General features: G+C 49.7%; 15 protein-coding genes. 6 read left to right on the plus strand and 9 right to left on the minus strand.

Annotation, left to right across the window (positions count from 1 at the left end):
- The first annotated feature begins 146 nt into the window (after window positions 1-146).
- Window positions 147-1,271 (plus strand): SpoIIE family protein phosphatase, encoded by a 1,125-nt coding sequence (locus tag H6585_13220; protein ID MCB9449294.1) that lies wholly within the window; start codon window positions 147-149, stop codon window positions 1,269-1,271.
- 6 nt (window positions 1,272-1,277) lie between these two features.
- Here the strand turns inward: H6585_13220 and H6585_13225 are convergent, their stop codons facing one another.
- The 5 genes from H6585_13225 to H6585_13245 all read right to left on the minus strand — a co-directional run bounded on the left by H6585_13225 (window position 1,278) and on the right by H6585_13245 (window position 8,317).
- A complete protein-coding gene (locus H6585_13225) occupies window positions 1,278-1,634 on the minus strand; it encodes an Hpt domain-containing protein (GenBank protein MCB9449295.1) in 357 nt (118 codons plus the stop codon).
- Between the two features lie 102 nt (window positions 1,635-1,736).
- Entirely contained in the window at window positions 1,737-3,986 is a 2,250-nt protein-coding gene (locus tag H6585_13230; protein MCB9449296.1) for a response regulator, read from the minus strand.
- Window positions 3,976-4,539, minus strand: coding sequence for a YfiR family protein (locus H6585_13235; GenBank protein MCB9449297.1), 564 nt, complete (start codon window positions 4,537-4,539; stop codon window positions 3,976-3,978). Before H6585_13235 ends, H6585_13230 begins: the two co-directional genes overlap by 11 nt.
- On the minus strand, window positions 4,536-6,953 hold the full coding sequence (locus H6585_13240) for a PD40 domain-containing protein (GenBank protein ID MCB9449298.1): 2,418 nt from the start codon (window positions 6,951-6,953) through the stop codon (window positions 4,536-4,538). Before H6585_13240 ends, H6585_13235 begins: the two co-directional genes overlap by 4 nt.
- Window positions 6,954-6,973: 20 nt before the next feature.
- Window positions 6,974-8,317, minus strand: a complete 1,344-nt coding sequence (locus H6585_13245; GenBank protein MCB9449299.1) for a sigma-54-dependent Fis family transcriptional regulator — start codon at window positions 8,315-8,317, stop codon at window positions 6,974-6,976.
- A gap of 233 nt (window positions 8,318-8,550) precedes the next feature.
- Here H6585_13245 and H6585_13250 point away from each other — a divergent pair, with 233 nt between their 5' ends.
- From H6585_13250 to H6585_13265, 4 genes are all read left to right on the plus strand, one after another.
- Entirely contained in the window at window positions 8,551-8,760 is a 210-nt protein-coding gene (locus H6585_13250; GenBank protein ID MCB9449300.1) for a hypothetical protein, read from the plus strand.
- A 168-nt stretch (window positions 8,761-8,928) separates the two neighbouring features.
- The gene (locus H6585_13255) at window positions 8,929-10,098 is read left to right on the plus strand and encodes a cysteine desulfurase (protein MCB9449301.1); all 1,170 of its coding nucleotides are present in this window, start codon (window positions 8,929-8,931) and stop codon (window positions 10,096-10,098) included.
- Entirely contained in the window at window positions 10,079-10,705 is a 627-nt protein-coding gene (locus H6585_13260) for a YihA family ribosome biogenesis GTP-binding protein (GenBank protein MCB9449302.1), read from the plus strand. Before H6585_13255 ends, H6585_13260 begins: the two co-directional genes overlap by 20 nt.
- Window positions 10,706-10,890: 185 nt before the next feature.
- Entirely contained in the window at window positions 10,891-12,882 is a 1,992-nt protein-coding gene (locus H6585_13265) for a T9SS type A sorting domain-containing protein (protein ID MCB9449303.1), read from the plus strand.
- On the opposite strand, the gene gldC is transcribed toward H6585_13265, so the two are convergent.
- From gldC to H6585_13285, 4 genes are all read right to left on the minus strand, one after another.
- Window positions 12,876-13,226: a gliding motility protein GldC gene (gene gldC / locus H6585_13270; GenBank protein ID MCB9449304.1), complete on the minus strand. Its 351-nt coding sequence runs from the start codon at window positions 13,224-13,226 to the stop codon at window positions 12,876-12,878. The two genes, H6585_13265 and gldC, sit on opposite strands and share 7 nt — an antisense overlap.
- A gap of 66 nt (window positions 13,227-13,292) precedes the next feature.
- Window positions 13,293-15,473 (minus strand): OmpA family protein, encoded by a 2,181-nt coding sequence (locus H6585_13275; GenBank protein MCB9449305.1) that lies wholly within the window; start codon window positions 15,471-15,473, stop codon window positions 13,293-13,295.
- Window positions 15,470-16,495, minus strand: coding sequence for a PorP/SprF family type IX secretion system membrane protein (locus H6585_13280; GenBank protein ID MCB9449306.1), 1,026 nt, complete (start codon window positions 16,493-16,495; stop codon window positions 15,470-15,472). Before H6585_13280 ends, H6585_13275 begins: the two co-directional genes overlap by 4 nt.
- A gap of 9 nt (window positions 16,496-16,504) precedes the next feature.
- Window positions 16,505-20,347 carry a PKD domain-containing protein gene (locus H6585_13285; GenBank protein MCB9449307.1) on the minus strand — a complete coding sequence of 1,281 codons (3,843 nt, stop codon included), beginning with the start codon at window positions 20,345-20,347 and terminating at the stop codon, window positions 16,505-16,507.
- A gap of 312 nt (window positions 20,348-20,659) precedes the next feature.
- Between H6585_13285 and H6585_13290 the strand changes: the two genes are divergently transcribed.
- Window positions 20,660-24,790, plus strand: a complete 4,131-nt coding sequence (locus tag H6585_13290) for a gliding motility-associated C-terminal domain-containing protein (GenBank protein MCB9449308.1) — start codon at window positions 20,660-20,662, stop codon at window positions 24,788-24,790.
- Window positions 24,791-24,797 lie beyond the last annotated feature (7 nt).

The following is a 24,797-nucleotide window of genomic DNA, read 5'->3' on the forward strand; positions in this document are numbered from 1 at the left end:
GGTTATGTTTTTATTTAGACGGGATAAAGAAAAAAGGTCACAATAGTCCGGCCCTTTTGAAAAAGAAAACCTAATTTAGCGCAGAGCATGCTCACTGTAACATGGGAGAATTCCACGAAAAAATTTTGATCGTTGAAGATAACCGCATGAATATTGCGGCAATCAAAGCGAGCTTGAAGGGCCTGAATGAGGATTACATTTTGCTGGAGGCGGAAACTGCGTCCGAAGGCATTCGCCTGGCTCGACGGGAAAAACCGGCCCTGATTCTTCTGGACATCCGACTGCCCGACATGGACGGCTTCGAACTTGCAAAAACATTGAAAGCCGCCAAGCAAACCAAGTACATTCCTATTATCTATATCTCCGGGCTGGACGATATGGATTCCAAACTAACCGCCTTCACCACCGGAGGCGTGGATTACATCACCAAGCCTTTCCATCGCCAGGAAGTCATGGCCCGGGTCAATACCCAACTCAAGATCCATCGCCTGCAGAACAACCTGGCTACCCGGAACAGGGAGATCCAGGAAAGCATCGGCTATGCAAAGCAGATCCAGGAAGCACTGATGCCTTCAGAGTCCCAACTCAAAGAGGACCTCGGGCAATACTTCATCTTTTTTCAACCCAAAGACATTCTTTCGGGTGACATGTATTGGGCGCGGGAATACCATGGTGATGTGTTGATCGCCTGCATCGACTGTACCGGCCACGGCATTCCCGGTGCACTGATCTCACTCGTAGGTCACAACCTGTTGAACCAGGCCACCGGCCTTGAAAAAAACCTCAGTCCGGCAGAAATCCTCCAGGAAGTGGATCGCAAATTGATCGAAACCCTGAACCAAAGTGGTGTGGAAGGCAAGAACCAGGATGGAATGGACATCGCCCTGTGCCGCATCTCCAAGAAAAAATCCAAGCTGGTGTTCGCAGGCGCCTATCGACCCATGTATCTTGTACGTAATGGCGTATGTGATGAATGGAAAGGTGATAAACAGCCCGTAGGTGGCACACAGGTGAAGAAGAAGGTATTCACCAACCAGGAAATCAGCCTGAAGAAAGGAGACATGGTATACCTCCTTACAGACGGATTTACCGATCAGTTCGGCAGCGAAGAAGACAAGAAATTCTCCGGAAAACGCTTGCGGAAACTACTCGCTGAGATTGGCGATAAATCTGTAAAAGAGCAGAAAAAAATCCTGCAACAAACATTTCAGGATTGGGCTTCCGGACATGAACAGGTGGATGATGTCCTGCTCATCGGTCTGTCCTTCTGATATCGATCAGCTCTTTAATTTTTCAGCCTCGCCTTTCAGTTCACCAATGGCTTCCATGCATACCTTTTTCATGGTATCCACCAGTTGTGGGATCTCCTCAAGGTCATTGCGATCTCCCGCATTGCGTTCGATTTTACGCACAACTTCCTTCAGGTTATCAATGCCCATGTAGTCGATATTGGGCTTGATCGTGTGGGCAATGTCCCTTACTTCCTGCCAGTTCTGGCTCTGCATGTTTTGTTCCAGGCTGGATAAATAACCGGGGATTTTATCATTGAACAATTCGATCATTTCGATCACAAACGTTGAGTCCCCACCGGAAAGGTCGTTGAGGTATGACAGGTTGATAACAGACATATCCATCTTCTTTTGTGTTTGGAGGTTCCACTTTCAGAATTGATGTCAAGCCTAGTAAATATAGGTAATTTCCCCGTATTTTCAAAACCCGCCAGATCGTCTTTTGCGTCAACGAAGCAATTCAACCAATTTGCGCCTGAGTAGCTTTTCGTCAAATGGTTTCGAAATATAATCATCCATTCCCGCTTTCAGGCATTTTTCTCTTTCCTCGGGTGCGGCATGTGCAGTGATGGCCATAATAGGAAGGCTGTTCCATTTCCGCTCTTTATGTGAACGAATGGCGGCAGTAGCTTGGTAGCCGTCCATTTCCGGCATTTGAATATCCATCAGCACAGCATCATATTGGTCATCGTCAAGTGCATCCACGCCAAGCCTGCCGTTGTCGGCAAGGGTCACATCCATGCCCCACTTTGTCAGCACTTTTTTCGCCAGCATCTGGTTGATCTTGTTGTCTTCCACCACAAGTACTTTCTTGCCTGCCAGCACCTGCATTTCTTCTTCATCACCCACACCGGGGGTTCGATTGCTGCTGCTGGAGGCCACTGCATTGACCCAGATGTTGAACATGAATGTGCTGCCGATGCCTTCCTTGCTCTCAACATGGATGTCTCCCCCGAAAAGCTGCACCAGTTCCTTCGATATGGATAAACCCAGACCTGTTCCGCCATACTTGCGGGTGGTGTCGCTGGTGGCCTGCTCAAAACTGGAGAAGATAGACTCCAGTTTACTTTGCGGAATCCCGATACCGGTATCGATCACTTGAAATGCCAGACAATACAGGTTATCCCTTTGGTCTTTGACATGGACAGCCAGTGACACGCCGCCTTTCTCAGTGAACTTGATGGCATTGCCGACAAGGTTCATCAAAACCTGGTTGAGCCGTACCCTGTCACTCAAAATCTGGAGAGGGACCTGTTCGGAACACTCTACGGTGAAATCAAGTCCTTTCTCCCTCGCCAGCACCAGCATGGTCTTCTCAATGGTATTCAGGAGGTCATCCAACCTGAAGGGGGCTTTCTCAAGCACAACCTTACCCGCTTCGATCTTGGAGAAATCCAATACATCGTTGATGATTGTCAGCAGGTTTTCCGCCGACACGTTGATGGCCTGCACATATTCTTTCTGTTCCTGATTCAGTGGCGTGTCGCCCAGCAGACGGGACATGCCCATTACACCGTTCATCGGCGTACGGATCTCATGGCTCATGTTGGCCAGGAATGTTGATTTCGCCTGGGTGGCACTTTCGGCCTGTTCCTTGGCCACCTTGAGGGCTTCCTCTGCTTTCACGCGTTCGGTGATGTCGCGTGCCACTGCCTGGAATTCCACCACTTTTTTGTTTTCAATGGTGGCTTCCACGTTCTGGCCAATCCAAACATCCCTTCCATCTTTGGTACGGATCTGAAATTCGAAGTAGGTGGTCGTGGTGAGGGACAACAATTGTTTCTTGTAGAATGCTCCTACCCGTTCCCTCCAATCGTCGTGGATCAGGTCCAGGTAATTCATTCTCAATAATTCTTTATCTGTATACCCTGTAATGCGTTTTGCGATGGGGTTGAGATAGGTGAAATAACCATTGAAGTCGGCCCGGTAGATCATGTCGTGCGCATTTTCCACGATCGTCCTGTACCGTTCTTCACTTTCCAGCAACGCTTCGTTACCTCTTTGAACCGCCGTCATCATTTCATTAAAGCCTTCCACCAGAATACCTATTTCATCTTCTCCGTCCCTTTCAATGCGAATGGAATAATCCTTTTCCTTGGAAATTTTCCTGGCCACATTCGCCAGCCGCAAGATGGGGTGAGAGATCACACTCTGCAGCCGGAGCGATACAAAATACACCACCACAAGTGAAACGGACAGAATTCCAAGGATGATAAAGAGGGAGCGGCGCAACAGGGCATGCAGTTGCCCCAGGTCTGACTGCAGGTACACGGTTGATACCCATTCATCGGATTCATGGATGGGGATAAACACTTCCAAAGCATCATCGGTAAAACGGTGCCCCAGGTCTTCCGATTCAGGAAGGTGATCGGGTTCATCAAATCCCGGTTTCACATATTTGCTGAAAACCTTTCCCGACCTGTCGTAAATAATGGCCAGGCGTATGTTTTCGTCAGCAGCGAGTGTTTTGAGCGATTGGTTACTGATCAGTGAATCGTCAAATAATACCGGTGAAGTATTGTTCTCTCCGATCACCTGCCCCATGATCATGATCTCACGCACCATTTCTTCCTTGGCACGGCTGTATTCAAACGACAGGTAGGCCGCACAGGAAAGGATCAAACTCAAACCACTGACCACCATACTGATCAGCAAAAGCTTATTCCGGATCGATATGTTGCGGAAATTAAGAGCCATAAGGTTTGATGATCTTAGCCAGCATCAATAGTTTGGAACTGATGCGGATCTTTTTCTGATCCGCCGTGACCTTGTTGATTTGGAAGCCATATTTGGATTGCCTGTTGGAGAAATTAATGATGCCCCCCAGCTGACAGAACTCTTCGATTTCATCACCAACCGTCAGCACCGGTTTGTTTTTCACCATGTCCAGGATTTCCCTTATCCTCAGCCGTTCCGATCCTGAGACAAAGAGGATGTGACACTCCCCTACATCCCGCCATTGCTGGTAGCGTTTTACCTGCCATGTTCTGCCATTGGTGGTGCGCCCTTTAACAATGTTGTCAAGCACCTCTCCGAAAGGGTCATCACCCACCACAGCTATAATAATGGGAGATTCCGGGGTTTCAAAAGCCTTCTCAGGCCAATCCACAAATTTTCCGAAGTTAAAGAGGAAGGCGGCTTTGACCTCATATTCAGAATAGGTCTGCGCCTGCAAACGCTGGAAGAAAAGCATTCCAAAAAGACTCATCAGCAAGATGATCCGCATCCGGTATGTGGTGGTACGTATCATTGCCTGTCCATGGGTTTTGTGGCAACCAGCGATATCACCGTTTTCCGGTTGGCTTCCCTGGCTTTGCCACTGGATTTGATCTCACCGTGCCAGGCCACCATGATCCGTTCCTTGGGTATTCCCAGATTAACAAGGAATTGCTGAACCGTTACCGATCTTTGGCGCGACAGTTCCTGGTTGGCTTCAGGTGTACCCACGTCATCCGTGTAGCCTTCCACCCGAATCAGGAAATCGGGATGGCTGACCACAACCTTCACCAGTTTCTTGAGATCTTCCCTGTAATGATTGGATATCGTTGCCTGACCGGTTTCATAAAACACCGTGATCCGCGTGAGCCCGTCGTAGCGAACTTCCTCCACGTACCGTTCCGGATCATCGGCATCGAAAGGTGTGGTATAGATGGTATCCTCACCTATCACATATGGAATCAGCTTGTCGCCATACAGGTACTTGCTGTCAACGGGATCTCTCGATACAATTTCATCCACATGCTGCAATGCGATGCTGTCCGTGGTCTCGAAGATCTGGTCGATGGTAGCCAGCAAGGGTGAATAGCGCATGTCCTGCACATTCACGATGCTGCCGGAATCCTGCACCAATTGATCAACAGCCTCGTCCAGGCTGGAAAGCCCGGTGGAATCAATCTGATTGATGAGTTTCTCCAAAAGATCCAGCAAAGGGTCATAGTCTTTGCTGTTATAGGTACTGTACTGCACGTCCATCGTGGAGGTATCGGGCAGATGCGTGCGAACATCATAAAAAGTATTGCGAATGGAGAGTTGCTCCCCGATGATCGTATCCTGCCGGTTCGGATCATCGGTGGATTTGATATCACTCAGGTGGATCTCCTGGTAAAGCTCATAAAAGTATTTCTGTTGCGGAACATAGATGTTGATCAGGTGAGGGGTATAGCCTTCGGCCTCCACCACCATGTCGTAGTTTTTCCCTGGCGGGAAGATCATCAGGTACTTTCCAGTTTTGGGATTCGGGTTGTACACGTAGTGTAGTTTCCTGTTGGTTTCACGATCAATCACGTTGATTTTCGCCGCCACCGGTTTGGCCGGATCGCCGGCGGTAATAACACCCCTGATCAGGGTGAGGGGGATTGATTCGGAAGGCATCCTCATGGAATAAAGGTCCAGGTCGCCGAATCCGCTGCGCCGGTTGGAAGCGAAGTATCCGTTGCGGCCATTGGCAGAAACCACAAAGTAAACATCATCGCCTGTGGAATTGATCGGGTAGCCCAGGTTCACCGGAACCGACCATTCGGTGTGCATTTTCTTGGCTTTGAAAACATCGTACCCACCCATTCCCCGATGGCCTTTTGAAGAGAAATACAAAGTCTTTTGATCTGGATGGATGAAGGGAGCATCCTCGTCTTCGGGTGTATTCACCATCGGGCCCAGGTTGATGGGTTTCGACCACTTGTCGTCTCCCAAACGCTCCACCTTGTAAATGTCTTTGCCACCATAACCACCAGGCCTGTTGCTGGAGAAATAGATGGTGTTCTCATCGGGTGTGATGCTGGCACTTCCTTCCCAAAAATTGGAACTGATGTGGTTGATCTTTTCCGGTGCAGACCAGGTGGAATCCGCCTGTGCCACGCAGAGGTATATATTGCCGGCACGCCTGCTGCCTTTGTAGATCATCAGTTTCTGACCATCGGCGTACATACCCACGGATCCGAAATTGCCTTTTTCATTCCCATCAAACTGAAGCAGGGAAGGAACCGACCAGGTGGAGTCTTTTCGATATGAAATGTAGATCCTTTCGTCTTGTTGTTCCTTGGAAAACTTGTCCATGATGGACTGTCTTTCTGTGGCTGTAAAGATCAGGATACGCTCATCTGCGGAGATCACCGGACTGTGTTCCGCCCAGGGAGAATTAACCACCAAGCCCAGGTTCTTCACCTCAACAGCCACCGAATCAGCGATCAGATCTATGGCTGCTTCAGTTGTGTTGATGTGTTTCCAGATGAATTCCTTCTTGCCCTTGTCCGCATCTTCGGGAAGTCCGCTCATGTATGACTGGTAACATTCCATGGCCTTGGAAAACTTCTGCTGGTAGTGATACAGTTCACCCAGGTACACCCACGCTTCGGCCGGCACATTGTCGCCGATATGTTTCACCGCTTTCTCCAGGTAAGGGATGGCTTTTTCTTTTTCAAGCTCCGACTTGTTATAACATAGACCTATCTGGTAACAGAAGAGCGGATCGTTCTTGATGGTTTTGTCCTGAATACGCTTGAAGAGCGGGAGCGCTTCCGCATACTCACCTTTGTCAAAGGCAACCCTGGCATCTTTCAGCAGCTTTTCGTCCTGACCGTTTTGGGCAAAGACAGGAGCACACAGTAACATGCATCCATATGCCACTGCCATCAGGCGTAAAAGAAACAACTTGGGATTCGGGGTCATGCAGAGGGTGGGATGGGGCTTTAGTGCTGGGATGATTTTTCAGCCTGTAACATACGATACAGGGTTGATTTACCAATGTCCAGTTTTTTGGCTACAAGCAATACATTTTGATCATAGCGTTCAAGGTAATGCTTTATGATCATTTCCGTGTATTGCTTAAGCGTCATATTATCTTCCAATAATGATTTCGGAGAACGCATGGCATCCAGGTTCAGGTCCGATGCTTCCAGTACATCTCCATTGCTCATGACCGCAGCCAATTCAACGGAAGCCTTTAATTCACGGATGTTACCCGGGAACCCGTATGCCATTAGTTTTTGTTGTGCTTCCGGAGAAATGGTCATTTTCTTCAGGTTGTTTTCCTTGCAAAAGGTATCCAGGTAATGGCGCGCGATCAATATGATATCATTTCCCCTATCCCGCAAAGGAGGTAACTGAACGGGTAAGCCCAGAAGCCGGTAAAACAAATCTTCCCGGAAGCGCCCTGCCTTCACCTCTTCGAGCAGGTTCCGGTGGGTGGCCACCAGCACACGTACATCCACTTTCACTACTTCATTGCCACCTATGCGTGTGATCTCTTTTTCCTGGAGTACCCTCAACAACTTCGCCTGCATGTTCAGGTCCATCTCTCCGATCTCATCCAGGAAGATGGTACCCTGATGGGCTTCTTCAAATTTACCGATCCGCCTGGTATGTGCACCTGTAAAGGAGCCTTTCTCATGGCCGAACAATTCGCTTTCCATCAGATCCGCGGGGATTGCGGTCACATTCACCGCAACAAACGGTTTCTTTTTGCGGGAAGAATTATAGTGGATGGCTTTTGCAACCAATTCCTTTCCCGTTCCGGTTTCGCCGGTGATGGAAACCGTGATGTTGGTTTCCGCAGCTTTCTTAATCAATTGATGGATTTTGTGAATGGCGTCGCTGTCGCCAATGATGTTCTTATCCGCCACATATTTCTTCTCCACCTCTTCCTGAAGGTGATGTACCTGTTCCAATAATTCCTGCTTTTGGGAAATGTTGGATAACGTGATCCACAAACGATCCTTGGTGGAATCATCTTTCACCACATAATCAAACGCCCCGCTTCTCAGCAGTGAAACAGCGGTTGAAATATCTTCCTGGGCGGATACGATCACCACATCCGTTTCCGGGCTGGTAGAACGAATACGTTCAAGGATCTGTGCACCTGTGGTACCGGGCAGGTTATAATCAAGCGTGACCACCTCAGGTTTTTTCGGAAGTGCCTTATATAAGGAAGGCGCGTCATGAAAGATCGTTACCTCATGATCGGGATTCAGCAGAATCAAATGCTGAAGGAACCGTGCGTAGACGGGATCGTCTTCTACAATGAAAATTCTCATAACCAAAAATGAAATGGTTCGGGAGTAGCCCTTGCCCTTTGTCCATTTCTACGCAAAAAGGGCATCCGGGTTTCCCATACCGGTAAAATGCGTCCCAATTTGGGAAATATTTTCAACCGTGCCAAAATTTTTACCATTGATTTTCAGATAGTTACAACCTTTTTCGGGGCTTGGCATCATTCTTCGCTATGGGTATGGCACACAGCGATAACAACCTAAAAAAATATACGATCATGAGCCACAAACAAATCATACTGAAAGTCCTGATGCGCTACCAGAACCTGCTTCATGAAAGCACCATCCAAAAGACACTTGTAGATGTTTTAAAGGATAAAGGACTCAGAGAATCTTTCGCAGAAGACCTCTGCCACGAGATCAGCATCAACATGGAATCTGAACAAAGGCAAGTTGTTTCGACGGTAAACAGAATCTGCCTGAACTAGAAAACGTTCTCCCAGTGCCCGGCTACAGCTAGTCCCAATGACCTTCCTTAACCATGCCCAAGCTCGCCGGGCACTTACCTCTTACTTTGCTCCAGTTCTCCCGGGCCCATCCTCACGGATGGGCCTCTCCTTTTATGGTCCTTGGCGAGTTTGTGTACTTTTGCACACATGGCCGGAGTCAATCCGATATACCTCGACTACAACGCAACCACACCGGTGGCACCGGAAGTACTGGATGCCATGCTTCCGTTTTTCACCGATACATTCGGGAATGCCGCCAGCAGAACCCATCGTTGGGGATGGGTGGCTGAGAAAGCGGTTGAAGAAGCCCGCACACAAGTTGCCACCATGCTGAACTGCGAACCGCAGGAAATCATCTTTACATCGGGCGCCACCGAATCACTCAACCTCGCCATCCAGGGGGTTGTTCGTGCCTATGCATCCAAAGGTAACCACCTGGTGGTTCTGACCACCGAACATGCTGCCGTACTGGACACATGCAGGTTCCTTGAATCCACCGGTTTTGAAATCACCTGGTTGCCTGTGAACAGAAACGGACAGGCGGACCTGCAACTATTGGAGGAATCCATCCGCCCGGATACCGTACTCGTTTGTGCCATGCATGCCAACAATGAAACCGGTGTGATATCAGATATTTCTTCAATTGCCCGCATTGTTCACGAAAAAGGTAGTTTGCTGTGTTCGGATACCACCCAGTCTGTGGGAAAGATTCCTTTGGATGTGAAGGCAAACGGTATGGACCTGGCTACAATCTCCGCACATAAAATATATGGGCCAAAAGGGATCGGTGCCCTCTACATCGGTAGGAAAAACCCCAGGGTAACACTCAAACCACTGTTACACGGAGGAGGCCATGAACGCGGTTTGCGATCCGGAACATTGAATGTACCTGGTATCATCGGATTGGGGAAAGCATGCCAGCTTGCGACGGACTTTATGCAAACAAATGGAACCCGGCTGAGGATGATGCGCGACCGATTGGAAAATGAACTGCTCTCCCTCGGAATTGTTTCCATCAACGGAAAACGTGCCGACAGACTGCCGCAGGTATCCAACTTTGCGGTGGAAGGTCTCCAGGCTGATCGGTTGATCAAGGCGCTGCCTCATATCGGCATGGCTACCGGTTCGGCATGTACATCCGCTTCACCCAAACCTTCACATGTGCTAACAGCCATGGGAATGAATGAAAGGGAGGCCCGATCGTCAGTAAGGATCAGCCTGGGAAATCCCACCACCGAAGCCGAACTTGAAATTGTTATCCGCGATCTGAAATCCACCCTTCTGAAACTCACCAACCATGAAAACCCGATCGGATAATAAAGAAGTGATCAGGGAGGTGGCTTTTGTGAAAAGCAGCAGCCACGTAAATCAGTGTCCGGACACACATCAACCTGAATTTGCTTTCATCGGAAGATCCAACGTTGGGAAATCATCATTGATCAATATGATCTGCGGGAGAAAGAACCTGGCCAAAACCTCAGGGAAACCGGGAAAGACCAAACTGATCAATCACTTTCTCATCAACAACGAATGGTTCCTGGTAGACCTTCCTGGATACGGGTATGCCAGCGTAAGCAAAAAAGAACGTAACGCCTGGCCGGTTATGATCAACAAATACCTGGGCGAACGCGAAAACCTTTGCAACCTTTTCGTGCTGATTGATTCACGCATATCTCCGCAAGCCATCGACCTTGAATTCATTCATTCGGTGGGAGAAGCCGGTATTCCCATGTCGTTGGTATTTACCAAGGCGGATAAACTCAAACCGGCAGAACTCAAGCGCAATGTGCACACCTTCCTGCAAACGATGAAGCAGACCTGGGAACAGCTACCACCGCATTTCATCACCTCTTCCCAAAACGGGACAGGCCGGAATGAACTGCTCACGTATGTAGACAGCGTGGTGCAGGATATGGCCGGATAACCCCCCGGCCATTTGATATGTAACCCGGTATTTCTACATTTACAACATCAAGTTGTGTATCTCTGTATTCCTGACCCATGAAAAGATTCTTACCCCAGGTTCTGGCGTTGTGCCTATTAATTATGCATCCGGTTGTCGCGCAAGAGTATTATCCATGTGGGACATGGGAGGCCGTGCGAAAATCATTGACTGAACATCCCGAGTTGGCGCAAATGCAGGAACAATTGGAAGCCTTCACAGCCGATTGGGTGAAAGCACATCCTCCTTCATCCAAGCGCTCCAACGGCACACCCCTGTACATCATTCCGGTGGTGATTCACATCATTCACAACTACGGCACCGAGAACTTTCCCGACGCACAGGTGTATGATGCCATCCGGATCATCAACGAAGATTTCCAGAAAAGGAATTACGACACAACCTCGGTCAGTCCCAGCTTTAAGAACCTGATCGCCGATGTTCAGGTAGCGTTCAGGCTGGCGCAGATTGATCCGAACGGAAACTGTACCAACGGCATTACACGCACCGCATCGGTCATCACCTACAATGCCGACAATGACGTTGCCATCAAATCGCTGGTGGTATGGAACACGAGCATGTACCTCAACGTTTGGGTGGTTAACAACATACCGGGTGCCGGCGGATATGCCTACTATCCCGGCACTACCCAACCGTCCAGGGAAGGAATCGTGATCCGGAATACGCAGTTCGGAAGCATTCTCACCAGCCTCAGCGGAAACCTGTCTGCGCGATCCCTCACACATGAAGTCGGTCACTATTTCAACCTCCGGCACACATGGGGAGATTCGAATACACCGGGCGAGGCCGGTAACTGTAACACCGATGACCTGGTAGACGACACACCGAATACCATGGGTGCGAACTTAACCTGCGATCTCAATGAGGTTACATGCGGCAGTCTCGACAATGTGAACAATTACATGGATTATTCAGGATGCGGCAGAATGTACACGGAAGGACAAAAAACCAGGATGGATGCGGCCCTCAACAGCACCGTTGGCTCCAGAAGCAATTTGTGGAGCAATACCAACCTGATTGCCACCGGTACAAACGACGGGTATGTGGGTTCTGTTTGCGCACCCATAGCTGATTTCCGGCCTACGGTTCGTTTCCTTTGCGCGGGTGACTCCATTTCATTCAGCCACACGTCATGGAATGCCACAGCCGATAGCATCACCACCGAATGGACATTTCAGGGGGGCACCCCCGGCAGCAGCCAGCTTGAAAATCCTTTTGTGCTTTACAACACACCCGGCGTATACGATGTCAAAGTGAAGGTATCCACATCAGGTGGGGCAGACAGCATCCTGTCAACAGGCATTGTGCATGTGATGGAGGATACCGCCCAGATGAAAGCGCCGGCGGCCCAGGACTTCCAATCGATTTCTTTTCCCGACGCGAACTGGTTCAACCTGAGCGAAAGTGTTTCTGCCAATGAATGGACACTGACAACGGCTGCATCCGTCAGCGGAGACAAGAGTATTCGCATCGACAACTACAACAAGGGAAGCGAAGCCGAAGAGTCGTCATTTGTGACGCCTACTTTCGATATCAGCGGCCTGACATTACCCAACCTGACATTCCAGCTGGCTTATGCCCAACGCACATCTTCCGATGGAGACAAATTGCAGGTATATGCCAGCACAGATTGTGGCAAAACCTGGAAGCTGCGGTACACGAAATCCGGTTCGCTCCTGAACACGGCCTCCGGAGTCAAAGCGAGTAGCTTCGTTCCCAATGCCAGCGAGTGGCGGGAGGAAACCATCAGCCTGAACTATGCGGTAGGTGCCTCCAGCATCCGTTTCAAATTCGCCTTCACCAGCAACCTGGGTAACAACATCTATATCGACGATATCAACGTAGATGGAGTCAACGGCATCAATGATGCATTCGAACGTTCACTGGGATTGCAACTCTACCCGAATCCTACAGGAGATGCTTCCTATCTTTCATTCAAACTGGAAGGTAACCGGGAAGTAGAGATATGGACCACGGACCTTACCGGAAAGCGGGTTGCATTGAATATGCCATCAACAAATATGGCCTCCGGTATACATGGAATGTGGCTTGCCAATGAAGGCACCGGCGGTGTGTACCTGATCCACGTAAGGGTAGACCACCGTGTGGTTGTGCGGAAATGGATGAAGATTTATTGAGCATCCTCCGGCTTCGAGAAACCGCTCTTGTCAGCAAAGTGTGCGCAATAATCGCGCAGGTCTTCTGCCAGATTTCTCTCACCCGTCGCTTTTTCCAGGGTATCGGCAAGTGAAAGCAAGGTCTGGAACATGAACACCTTCATGTCATCCACCAACATATCTTTCGTCCACAGATCTATTCTCATGGCATTGCCATCCTGAGGGTCCCACATGGACATGATCATGGCTTTGGCGCTTTGCTCGTTCTCCATATCGGCATCCGTTGCTTGCCAGCTAATGGTATCCGGCACCTGGTTTTCATCCAGTCCAACTTTAACAGTGATCTGTGACTCTTTCTTCTTCATGGCGCAAATGTAAAAAGAAACGGCCGGGCAGATGCCGGCCGTTCGGATTTCTTCGCGGGAAATGTTTTAGTATTTGGTTTCTCCGATCACCTTTTGTTGCTGATCCGTTACCTTGAATGCCGTGCGGCGGTTTTTCTGGTGTTCCTCCTCAGTGGTGGCATTCTGAATCAGCAGTCTGGTTTCACCATAGCCATGTGGTTTCAGACGTTCTTTGGGTATTCCTTTATCGATAAGATAGTGCACCACCGAATTCGCACGACCCTGAGACAACTTCAGGTTGTATGAATCACTTCCACGGGCATCGGTGTGAGAACCAATTTCCACGGTGATGTCATCATTCAACTGAAGGAAGTCAAACAGGTCATCCAGTACTTTTTTCGACGCCGGGCGAAGGGTGGTATCATTGTAATCATATTCGATACCTGGAATTTCGATGTCATCCGGCGGGATGGGTTCCAGGTAGAAGTCATGGGTGAATTCCGTTGACTTTGTAATGTTCTCGGTAGAAAGGGAAAAGGCATCTGCAAAGAATTTTACCTTCTGTGCTTTCGAGAAATATTGAATGTCTTCAATCAGCGTGGTGTTGTACTGACCCTCTTCATTGGTGATGATGAAAATGGGCTGAATGCCTTCCTTCACATCGGTGATCTGCACCAGGGTATTGGGCATCTTCTCCTGCGTATTGCGGTTGAAAACCGTTCCTTTCATGGTGATGAGGAGTGGTTCGGCCTGCACCTGGTAGATCTTGTAACAAAACAGGTCTTTGTTGTCTTTACAGCTTTCACAACTGTCGCGGTCGGAAGTCATGAAGCCGGTGCGGCCTTCCATGCGATCCACCACAAAGAACAGATCATCCTTGCCGGAATTGAAAGGACGACCCATGTTGATGGGACGCAACCACGTGCTATCCTGCCCATATGACCTGAACACATCCAATCCTCCCAGGCCGGTATGACCATCAGAACTGAAGTACAGCGTATTGTTGATATGATGCAGGTACGGGGTTACCTCGTTTTCGCTGGTGTTGATCACCGACCCCAGGTTCTTGGCTTCGCCGGCATTGCCGAATTCATCAATCGGTGATACCCAGATATCCATTTTCCCGTATCCTCCCGGGCGATCGCTGGCAAAGAACAGGCGGTCTTCTTCAGGTGACAGGGCAGGATATTTGGAGGAATATCCCTGTTGGTTGATGTTTTCGTTCAACTTCATTGGCAGCAACCACTTTCCGTTCAGGAAGCGGCTGAGATAGATGGCACATTCCCCTTTGCCATCGCATCTGGTGAAGTAAAAGTGTGAGCGGTCAATGGAAATCACGCCGGCACCTTCATTGCCTTCGGTGTTCACCGGTCGACGCATGTTCTTGGGTGTTTGCCAATTTCCGCCTTCCTGATCGGTCAGATAAAGATCACTGGTGATGGTCGGGTCATCGTTTTTCTCATCGAGCACCACGTTGTCTTTGCGTCCACTGGCAAAAATGATCACGCCTTCATCGTTATAAAAATTGGCACCGAAACTGGATGTACCGCCGTTGATCACCGTATCCATGAGGTTTACTTCAGCCTTGGGCCTAGGTTTCTGATGCGATTCTGCAAATGCCACATTGAACAACTTCTTCTGGGCCAGTTGCACGATGGTGTTATCGGTTCCGTCGTAGGTTTCTATGAACTTCTCCAGCTGAGCCTGGGATTCGGGATACTTCTCGTTGTTCATTAACACCATGGCATAATTGTACCGTGCGAACGGATGCCGTTTGGATTCGTTCTGCACAGCCTTTGCATACCACTGTTCGGCTTTTTTATACTGATAAGAAAGTCGGAAACAATCTGCAATCTGGTGAACCACATATTGATATTTGCCATAAACGAGGTTGCCGCCTTCGGCGTCGATAGGCTGATCACCGGTTGTCGGGTTGGCTGCATCGGGTTGAGGTGGCACGGTGTCACCCTGCTGTCGCATGAGGCTATCGAGCTGGGTACTGTCGGGTGCTTCGGTGGCTGCAGCCGGTTTGTTTTCTTCCTTATCGGGTTTGATGTACGCCACAACTTCGTATGGATACACGGTACTTTCTTCATCCAGTGTACCCTCGTCCAGCACTTTCAGGTAGAACTTGGCAGCGGAGGCATAATCACCTTTCTTATAAGCTTCATCGCCGTAATAAAGCCATTCACGCTTGCTTTGTGCCTGGCTTTGCAGTGCACTGAAACAAAACAGTGTGGCAAACAGATATAGCAGGGAAATTCTCACAGTCGCGGGCAATTGGGTGCGGGATCAGGTCTTTTCTTCTCCTGGATCCAGGTTAATGAAATCTCGAAACCACCCCTTCCGGTTGTTGCTGCTTTCAGGGGGGAAGTATTAATGTCATAGCTTACCCGCACGATGTAATCATCGTACTTCATACCAAGTTCCATGATCGCAGCATCGTCTTTTCTCCAGGTAGGCGCCACGATCAGGTAAGCATTTTGTTCCGACAGGTAGTAATGCATGACCAGGGTCGTGGTCAGTTCATTGTCGTTGGTCTGGTTCTGCATCCAGGCCTTCGGCGTGAGTTGCACTTTCTCGCTTAGGTTGAGTTTCACACCACCATGGACCACATGCCGCATGGGAAGGAAATTGGAACCGTTGAAGAATGTTTCTTTGGGTTGGTTCAGGTGAAAACCTGCATAACCTATGAACGGATTGATCCGCTTGCTTTCCCCACTGATGAAGTACACCACACCCACACTCACATCCATCATGTTGATGGAAGAAGAACCCAGGTTTTCTCCCATGGATACCGTAGGGTCAAACCCACCTTCATTGCCGGTAATCCGGTACTGTTCATCAAAGGTAAGCTTTGAAATGTCAAAACTCTTTTGGATAAATCCCAGCTGTGCACCTACGGAAAGGCGTCCGCCCGCACGTTTGGTTCCGGTGATCAGGTCATATGCTCCGGATACGTTAAAGCGGAACTCATTGAAATTACCTGCTCCGGCCCGCTGGTTCATGATTTGGGCTCCCAGTGAGAATCCATCCTTCATTTGTCTGTCACCTGATAACAGGGTGGTGACATAGGGATTGTCTGCAATGGCCTTCCACTGTGTACGGTAATGCCCGTGGATGCGCATTCTTCCATTGAATTTACCCGTAAGGGCGGGATTCAGATACATGGGAGGTGCATCGTATTGTGACAAGTGAATATCCTGAGCATTTACAGACAAGGATGCCGTCACAAACAGAGACACCAATACCGTTCCGGCTAAAAGCCTGATGTGATTAAATTGACGCATGGTAAGTCTTTAACGCAACAAGGTCAGATCTCCTTTCAACTCGTACCGCTGACCATCTTCCGATACAACTTCGGCGATATATACGTAAACGCCCATAGGTTGTTCGATTCCATCCCTTGTTCCATCCCATCCATTCTCCTTACCCTGCATGGTTGTAAGGAAAATCAGCTCTCCCCAGTTGTTGTAGATCCGCAGTTCGTGGGACTTAAACGGTCCCCCGCGGATGTAAAACTTGTCATTCACACCATTGTTGTTCGGCGTAAATGCATTGGGAATTGCCGGAGGCATGAAGACCTCGAGAGTTTTGATGATGGTATCTTTACAACCATTCGCATCTGTTACGATGAGGGTAACGCTGTATACGCCTATCTCATCATAGTTATAAGAGGGGTTTTGAACGCTGGATGTGCCGGTAGAATCACCGAAATCCCAGAACCAGGATACAATCCCGCCCGTTGAGAGATCAGTGAACTGAATGGATTCACTTCCTTTCAGCAATGTTTTATCTGTCTGGAAATCCGCATGCGGAGGAGCCAGTACGGTCACACTGCTTGTTACAGTGTCTTTGCAACCCACATTGGTGGTCACAATCAACTCAACCGGATAGCCGCCGTTGGTCGGATACACATGAATCGGATCACGCAATGAAGACGTATCCCCGTCGCCGAACTGCCAGTACCAGGCAACCACCGAATCACCTCCCATGACAAGGGTCGTATCGATGAATGTGACGGGTTCACCCAAACAACCGGGACTTACAATGAAGTCGCCCTGCGGCAGCGGGTGGATGTATATGTCTTTGGAAATGGTGTCCTTACATCCCTTGGAATCCGTGGTGATCAGGATCACGTTATAGGTCGACTGCACCTCATACGTGTGCGTCGGGTTCTGTTGGGTGCTTGTATAACTGTCACCAAAATTCCAACTCCAGTCGGTGATGTTGCCAAGTCCGTTGGTAGAGAGATCCGTAAAGAATGATGTATCCTTTTCGCACGCTTCATTGGAAGTGAAATCCGCTGTCGGTCCCTGAATCAGCACAATGTGTGCTGTATCCATAACTGACCTACAGTATCCGTTATCCGACGAATGGAAGATCAGTTCCACAAATCCCAAACCATCATCTGCCGCACTTGGGCAGTAGAACGGATTGTTCACAGTGTTGTTCGGAACGAAACTGCCGGTGCCAGCTGTGGTCCAGTAACCACTGCCCGTGGTTGTATTCACGGCCAGCGGGATGCATACACCCTCGCACGATGAATCGGCGGAGGTGATGTTCACCACCGGTTTATCCAATAATTCCAAGTATACGGAATCGGAAACCGACAAACATCCGTCGTTATGCGTGGTCATTACATACAACCATACACTGTTTCCGTTGAGGTCATTCGTGCCGGGAATGTATTTAACGAATACAGCAGAATCGTTCGGATCAAATGTTCCGTCTCCACTGGTCAACCACTGCACGCCTCCTGCTACTGAAAATGTTGCGAAGAAATCAATGCCCGACGTGTCCTTACATGCGACCATGCTATCCGGACCAGCATCTACGGTGGGTGCCGGAGTGAAATTGATCCGGATGGAATCCGTGTCTGCCGGACAGTAAATTGTAGATGGAGCAATCAGGATCACATCTGCAAAACCATTGGTGATCTCCGTTGATGTAGGTGAGTACACCGGGTTCATTATTGTGTTGCTGGGAGAGAACAAGCCTGATCCATTCCAGAAACCGCCCGTTGTGTTGATAACGGTACCTGTCAGTTGAACATCGGCATTGTTGCTGCAGGATGAAGTATCCGCTCCGGCATATGCATCGGGTCCGCTGACCAGCGTGATGTACATGGAATCCGTTACAGCTTTACAAAGGCCGTTGTTATCGCTGGTAAATACAAGCGTTACAAATCCGTTGGCATTGTCGCCGGGGCCGGGCCAGTAATCAGGGTTGTTCACACCGGCGTTTGGTTTGAACACACCATCACCCAAGGTAGACCAAAGCCCACTTCCCGTTGAAATGTTCACACTCACCGGAAATTCGATGCCGGCACACGTTGTATCGGATCCGATGATTTCCACTACAGGTATATTGATATACCGCACACGCATGCTGTCCACAGCCGGATTACAATCTCCGTTACCGGTGGTGGTCAGGTAGAACATGATGCTGTCCAACGCCAGGTCTGCCGAATCTGGAATATAGCATACAGTCAGGGAATCCGGGTCAGGATTGAAGGTGCCGCTTCCGGTGGTGGTCCAGTGCCCGCCTGTGGCAACGCCGACAAGCCCGGAAAGACAAATCATGGAAGTATCTTTACAAACTGCCATCGTATCATCACCCGCATCAGCGATCGGGCTTGGCGTAAAGGTGATATGAACCGTATCCGTATCTGCCGGACACAGGCCATTCCCCGTTGAAATCAAGAACACATCGGTGGACCCATTGCTGATTTCCGCCGGTGTGGGTGTGTATGTGGTGGGCAAACTGGTGGATGTATTGAAAGTTCCTGCCCCGCTCCACATTCCGCCGGTGGCAAACATGATGGTGCCATTCAGCCAGGTATCCGCATTGTTTGAACAGGCGTTGGTATCCGCACCGTTTGCTATGGGGTAAGGCTGGGCATAAATCACCTTTGTAACCGTATCCTGACAACCGAATCCCGATGTGGCTATCAGTGAAACCGTATAGCTTCCGCTATCGGCGTAGAGGTGATACGGATTCTGGATGTTGTCCGTACCTCCATCTCCGAAATCCCAATCCCACATCACGATGGAATCGTTGGGAGATGTGGTTGAATTGTCATTGAACTGAATGGGAACACCCACACATGCTGAATCCACGGTTGATGTGAAATCTGCAGAAACAGTTCCGAAATTGATGGTTTCATAGGCAGTATCCGCACAAGCTGTTCCGGGTTGAATGATCAGTCGGGCTGTGTATGGACCCAGGCCGGGATAGGTGTAAGCCGGCGGGTTCCGAACAGATGAAACATCTGTGGTGGATGTCGGGTCTCCGAAATCCCATTGATATCCCTGTGCAAATGTATCGCTGAGGTTGATGAGGGTAACGGGTTGAGAAGAACATGGGTCAACCGGGCCGATATCGGCTTTCGCCAGCGGTGGACAATCGACTACATTGAACTGAAAATCGCGAACGATGTAACCGAGCCTGACCCCGTTGCGGTATTCGGTACATTTTACACCAACCACGTATTGACCTGCATCGGGCGGGATGCCATCCAGAAATCCGTTGGCATCAATGGTTAATCCACCTCCACCCATCGGGTTGCTGGCATTATAGCCGCCGCTCCACGTAACCGAATTGAAGGACGCAGTTGTGCCGGAAATGGTCGGATAGTTTTGCGGACAATCAGGACCAGCCACCTGTTGCGGTGTATTGGCACATCCAAGGTAAGGTGAGTAAAAACTGTACACCAGAGAGTCTCCATCCTTGTCACTGGCAAGGTGCGGAAACTGGATGGGTTCATTCCGGCAGACAAAGATCGGGGGGAAATTCACGAACTGCGGACTGCTATTGGTCAGGATCGACGCATTGTTCGGTATGTATGTGTAAAAGGTTTCCCCCGCCTGATCGGGATTATTAATGTTATTAATCGAAGCGTTCCGGCAACAACGCTGGTAAAAAATATGATACCCACCCGTTCTCGGTGGCAGGTTGTTCACCACTTTGGTGTAAATCCCTTCCTCCACGCAGAGATTGGGTTTGGTCACGCAGGTATCCACAAACGGATCCAGCACCGTAGCTGATACAAACGGGATGCTGATGTTCATTACATCGCCCCCGGAAGAATTGAGCACCTCCACAATGGCCGGGTCATCAAAGGCCGCCTGACCTGCCAAACAATCGCGATACAATTTCAGGGTAATGCGGTAAGATGATCCCCCCAAATGCTCATATGTCAACGATCCGCCAACAATGTGAGTCGCAAATACCCCCGCAGGGATAATCAAGATTAACAATCCCAGAATTAATTTTCGCATAACCTTTTTGGTACGTCCGCTGTAAATATTGATGCAAATTAGAAAAAAACCAAATATAAAGATAGTGATTTTTACTTCGGTTTCATTACTTTTGGTAAATTGTAGGTACCGTGTTTACTATACTTTCTCGTATTACAAAACTTACTAATTAACACTTCTTTGCTGAAAACCATGAGCCTATTCAGACTCCTCCTTACGTTAGTTTTGTCAATTGTGTTCGGTTCTGTTGCCATTTCGCAAACCGAATTGAAGTGGGCCACACGCTATGCCGGCTCAGGAGCTGCGGTGGATCGCGCCGCAGACATGGTCATTGATGCCAGCGGCAATGTGTACGTAACAGGTACGGCCACGGGTTCGGGTTCGCCTAGCAGCTTGGACTACCTGACGGTCAAGTACAACAATGCGGGTGTACAACAATGGGCCAAGTACTACAACGGCAGTGGGAATGGTCTTGACGAAGCCAGATCGATTGCAGTGGATGCCAGCGGCAATGTCTATGTGACCGGAATGAGTTATGGCTCAGGCACAGATTATGACATCGTAACCATTAAGTACAACAGCGCCGGCACCCAGCAATGGTCGGCCCGCTACAACACAATCTCTGCCAATTTGAAGGATGAAGGGTACGATGTGAAAGTGGATGGAAGCGGAAATGTTTACGTAACAGGCGCAGCCGTTCCATTTGCCCAAACAGAGACCGATGTTGTCACCATCAAATACAACAGTTCAGGAACACAGCAATGGGCCACCACCTACGATGGCAATGGCAACGGAACCGGGGATGACGGCGGTTATGCGCTCGCCCTGGATGCAAGCGGTAATGTGTATGTAACCGGATTCAGTTACTGGAACGGTGCACAAGACTACAATGTGGTTACCCTCAAGTACAACAGTTCCGGTGCTCAGCAGTGGGCCTCGCAATACAACGGACCGGGCAGCGCCTACGACGCCGGTTTCGCCATCACCCTGGATGGAAGCAACAATGTGTACGTGGCGGCTCAGGCCCTGAAAGACGGTGTGATCAATTTCGATATCACCACCATCAAATACAACAATGCAGGCACCCAACAATGGGTGAAGCAGTTCGGCGGTGATGCTTCCGACATTGACAAACCCAATGACATCAAGGTGGATGCCAGCAACAACGTCTACGTAGTAGGAAAAGCGATCGGTACAGGTACCGGGGAAGATTACGCCACACTGAAGTACACCTCCGCAGGTACCCTGAGCTGGAGCTCCATCTACAATGGCAGCGGCAACGGTTACGATGAAGCAAAGATGTTACAGATCGATCCGAATGACGGAACCGTATATGTGACAGGTTACAGCAACAACGGTGCTTCTTCTGCAGATTATGTTACCTTGAAATATGATAATACCGACGGTAAGCAGCTCTGGAAAGTGGCCTATAACGGCCCTGACAATCTCTCCGACCAAGCTGTGGCACTTGCTGTGGACAATACCTACAACGTGTACGTTTCCGGATATAGTTTCGGCACCAACACGACCACCAAAGAAGATTACGCCACGCTGAAATATTGCCAGTACAGCAGCAACATTTCAGGAAACGATACCATTTGTGCCGGTGACACCACCCAACTGAGTGCTTCCGGAGGAACAACCTATAGCTGGAGTCCGAGCACCGGGCTGAGCGACCCAAACATCGCCAACCCCAAAGCGTTCCCCAGCGTGACCACCACCTATGTGCTCACCGCTTCCAACAGCTACAATTGCACGGACATCGATTCCGTAACCATTTACGTAAACCCACTGCCCCAACCTACCATTACAGCCAGTGGCGACAGCAGCCTTTGCCAGGGTGAGCAACTCACACTAAGCACACAAAGCTTCGCATCTTACCTGTGGAGTTCCGGGAACACCACGTCATCCATTATCTCTGATACCACAGGGACCTTTACTGTGACCGTGGTTGATACCAACGGATGCACCAATACTTCCGCATCCTACAGCATGATCGTTCATCCGCTGCCGACGGTAAGCGCAGGTACCGATACCTCCCTCTGTATCGGCGATACCATTCAGTTGAATGCATCGGGGGCCACGAATTACGCATGGACACCTTCCACGGGTTTGAGCAGCACCACCATTGCAAACCCGTTGGCACATCCTGTCAGCACCATCAAGTATTATCTGACCGGCACCGATTCGGTTACCACATGTTTAAGCAAAGACACGATTATGGTAACCGTAAATGCACTGCCGGTGATCACCGCCAGCAACGACACCAGCATTTGTCCGGGTGATACCGCCCAGTTACACGCCACCGGCGGTACCCAATACCTGTGGACACCTTCAGGAACCTTAGATGACAACACCAGCTCCGATCCCAAGGCCGGGCCTGCGGCAACAACCACGTACTACCTGACCGTTACCGACAACAACCAGTGTTCGCGTACAGAGAACGTGAAAGTAACCGTGTATCAAAAACCGGCACCGGTGATTTCACCCGCAGGTCCCATCGACAAATGCGAAGGAGAAAGCGTAACCCTTACATGCAACACATTCCCCAATTATCTTTGGAGCAACGGATCCACGTCCAAATCCATTACAACCGACAGCTCCGGCACATACAATGTAACCGTTACCGATAGCAAAACCTGCTCGAATACTTCCTCGAACGTGGTTGTAACCATCCACCCCTTACCGGTTGTGGATGCAGGCATGAACGATACCATTTGCAAAGGTGACAGCATTCAACTGAATGCCACCGGTGCCGACAGTTACTCCTGGTCGCCCGGCACAGGACTGAGCAGCACCAAAATCAGCAACCCGAAAACCAGCCCGCCCAGCACCATCACCTACACGGTCACCGGTTCCGTTATGTTCGGTAGCCTGACATGCAAGAATACCGATCAGGTTTCGGTGAAAGTGAATAACCTGCCGACTGTTGCAACAAGCAATGACACGGCGGTCTGCCTGGGAGAATCCGCCAACCTGAATGCTTCGGGTGGAGTCAATTTCTCCTGGTCGCCAACCGGTTCCCTTGACAATCCCAATATCAGCAACCCGGTTGCCACACCCACCGCTACCACCACCTACACGGTGACAGTGCAAGACACAAATTCATGTGCGAATACCGGAACCGTAAAAGTGACCATTTACCCGCTGCCGACCCTTAATGTGGGTTCGGATATCGACTTTTGTGAGGGTGATTCCGCTAAGCTGACCGTAACCAACGGTGCATCATATCTATGGAGTACTGGTGCAACCACGCAATCCATTACGGTAAAAACAACCGGCACATACAGTGTAACGGTTACCGATAACCACAGCTGCAGCAACTCCGCTTCGGTGAATGTTACCGTACACCCGAACCCGGTGGCCGATGCCGGTACGGACCAGAAAATCTGCCGTGGAACCAGCACACAACTCACTGCCACGGGAGGAGATCAGTACCTGTGGTATCCTTCCGATGTGTTGGATAATGCCAATATTGCCAGCCCAACAGCAACACCCACGAAAGCAATCACCCTTTTTATCGTTACCGTCACAAACTCAACAACCGGATGCAGCAGCACCGATACCGTGAGCATCACAGCCAATACCCTTACGGGTGCAGATGCCGGACCGAATAAAAGCATTTGCCCGGGAGACAGTACACAGCTGAATGCATCAGGTGGAGACGTGTATTCCTGGACACCGGTTGCCGGATTGGATGATCCCAACGCCTCAAACCCAAAGGCATCACCTGCAAGCACCACCTGGTACTATGTATTGGTAACCAACAGCACCACGGCAGGATGTAAAACCGATTCAGCAAAGATCACCGTGTATCCCACGCCATCCATAGATGCCGGTTCTACTACAACGGTTATCAAGGGAGACAGCACCCAACTGCAACTGATGGGTGATCTGACTGGAGCCACCATTCTCTGGACACCCTCCACATGGTTGAGTGCAGTGGACATTGCAGACCCCTGGTCGAAACCAACCGAAACCATTACCTACCATGTTAGCGTAATAAGTGCAAATGGATGTCCGGCATCTGACAGCGTGACCATCGAGATCACGATTCCGAAACTTGTGCCGGAGGGAATTTCACCCAACCAGGATGGCAAGAATGACACATGGAAACTTGATTTCGTACAAACCCTTTACCCCAATGCAATTGTCGAAGTATACGACAGATGGGGACTCCGTGTCTTCTATTCCAAAGGATACCCCAAAGAATGGGACGGCACTTATGAAGAAAAACCCCTGCCGAGCGGCACATATTACTATATCATCAATCTTGGAGATGGTTCAGAACCCATGACCGGACCGCTCACCATCATTAGATAGAGACAGC

This window comes from Flavobacteriales bacterium, from assembly GCA_020635855.1.
Taxonomy (GTDB): Bacteria; Bacteroidota; Bacteroidia; order JACJYZ01; family JACJYZ01; genus JACJYZ01.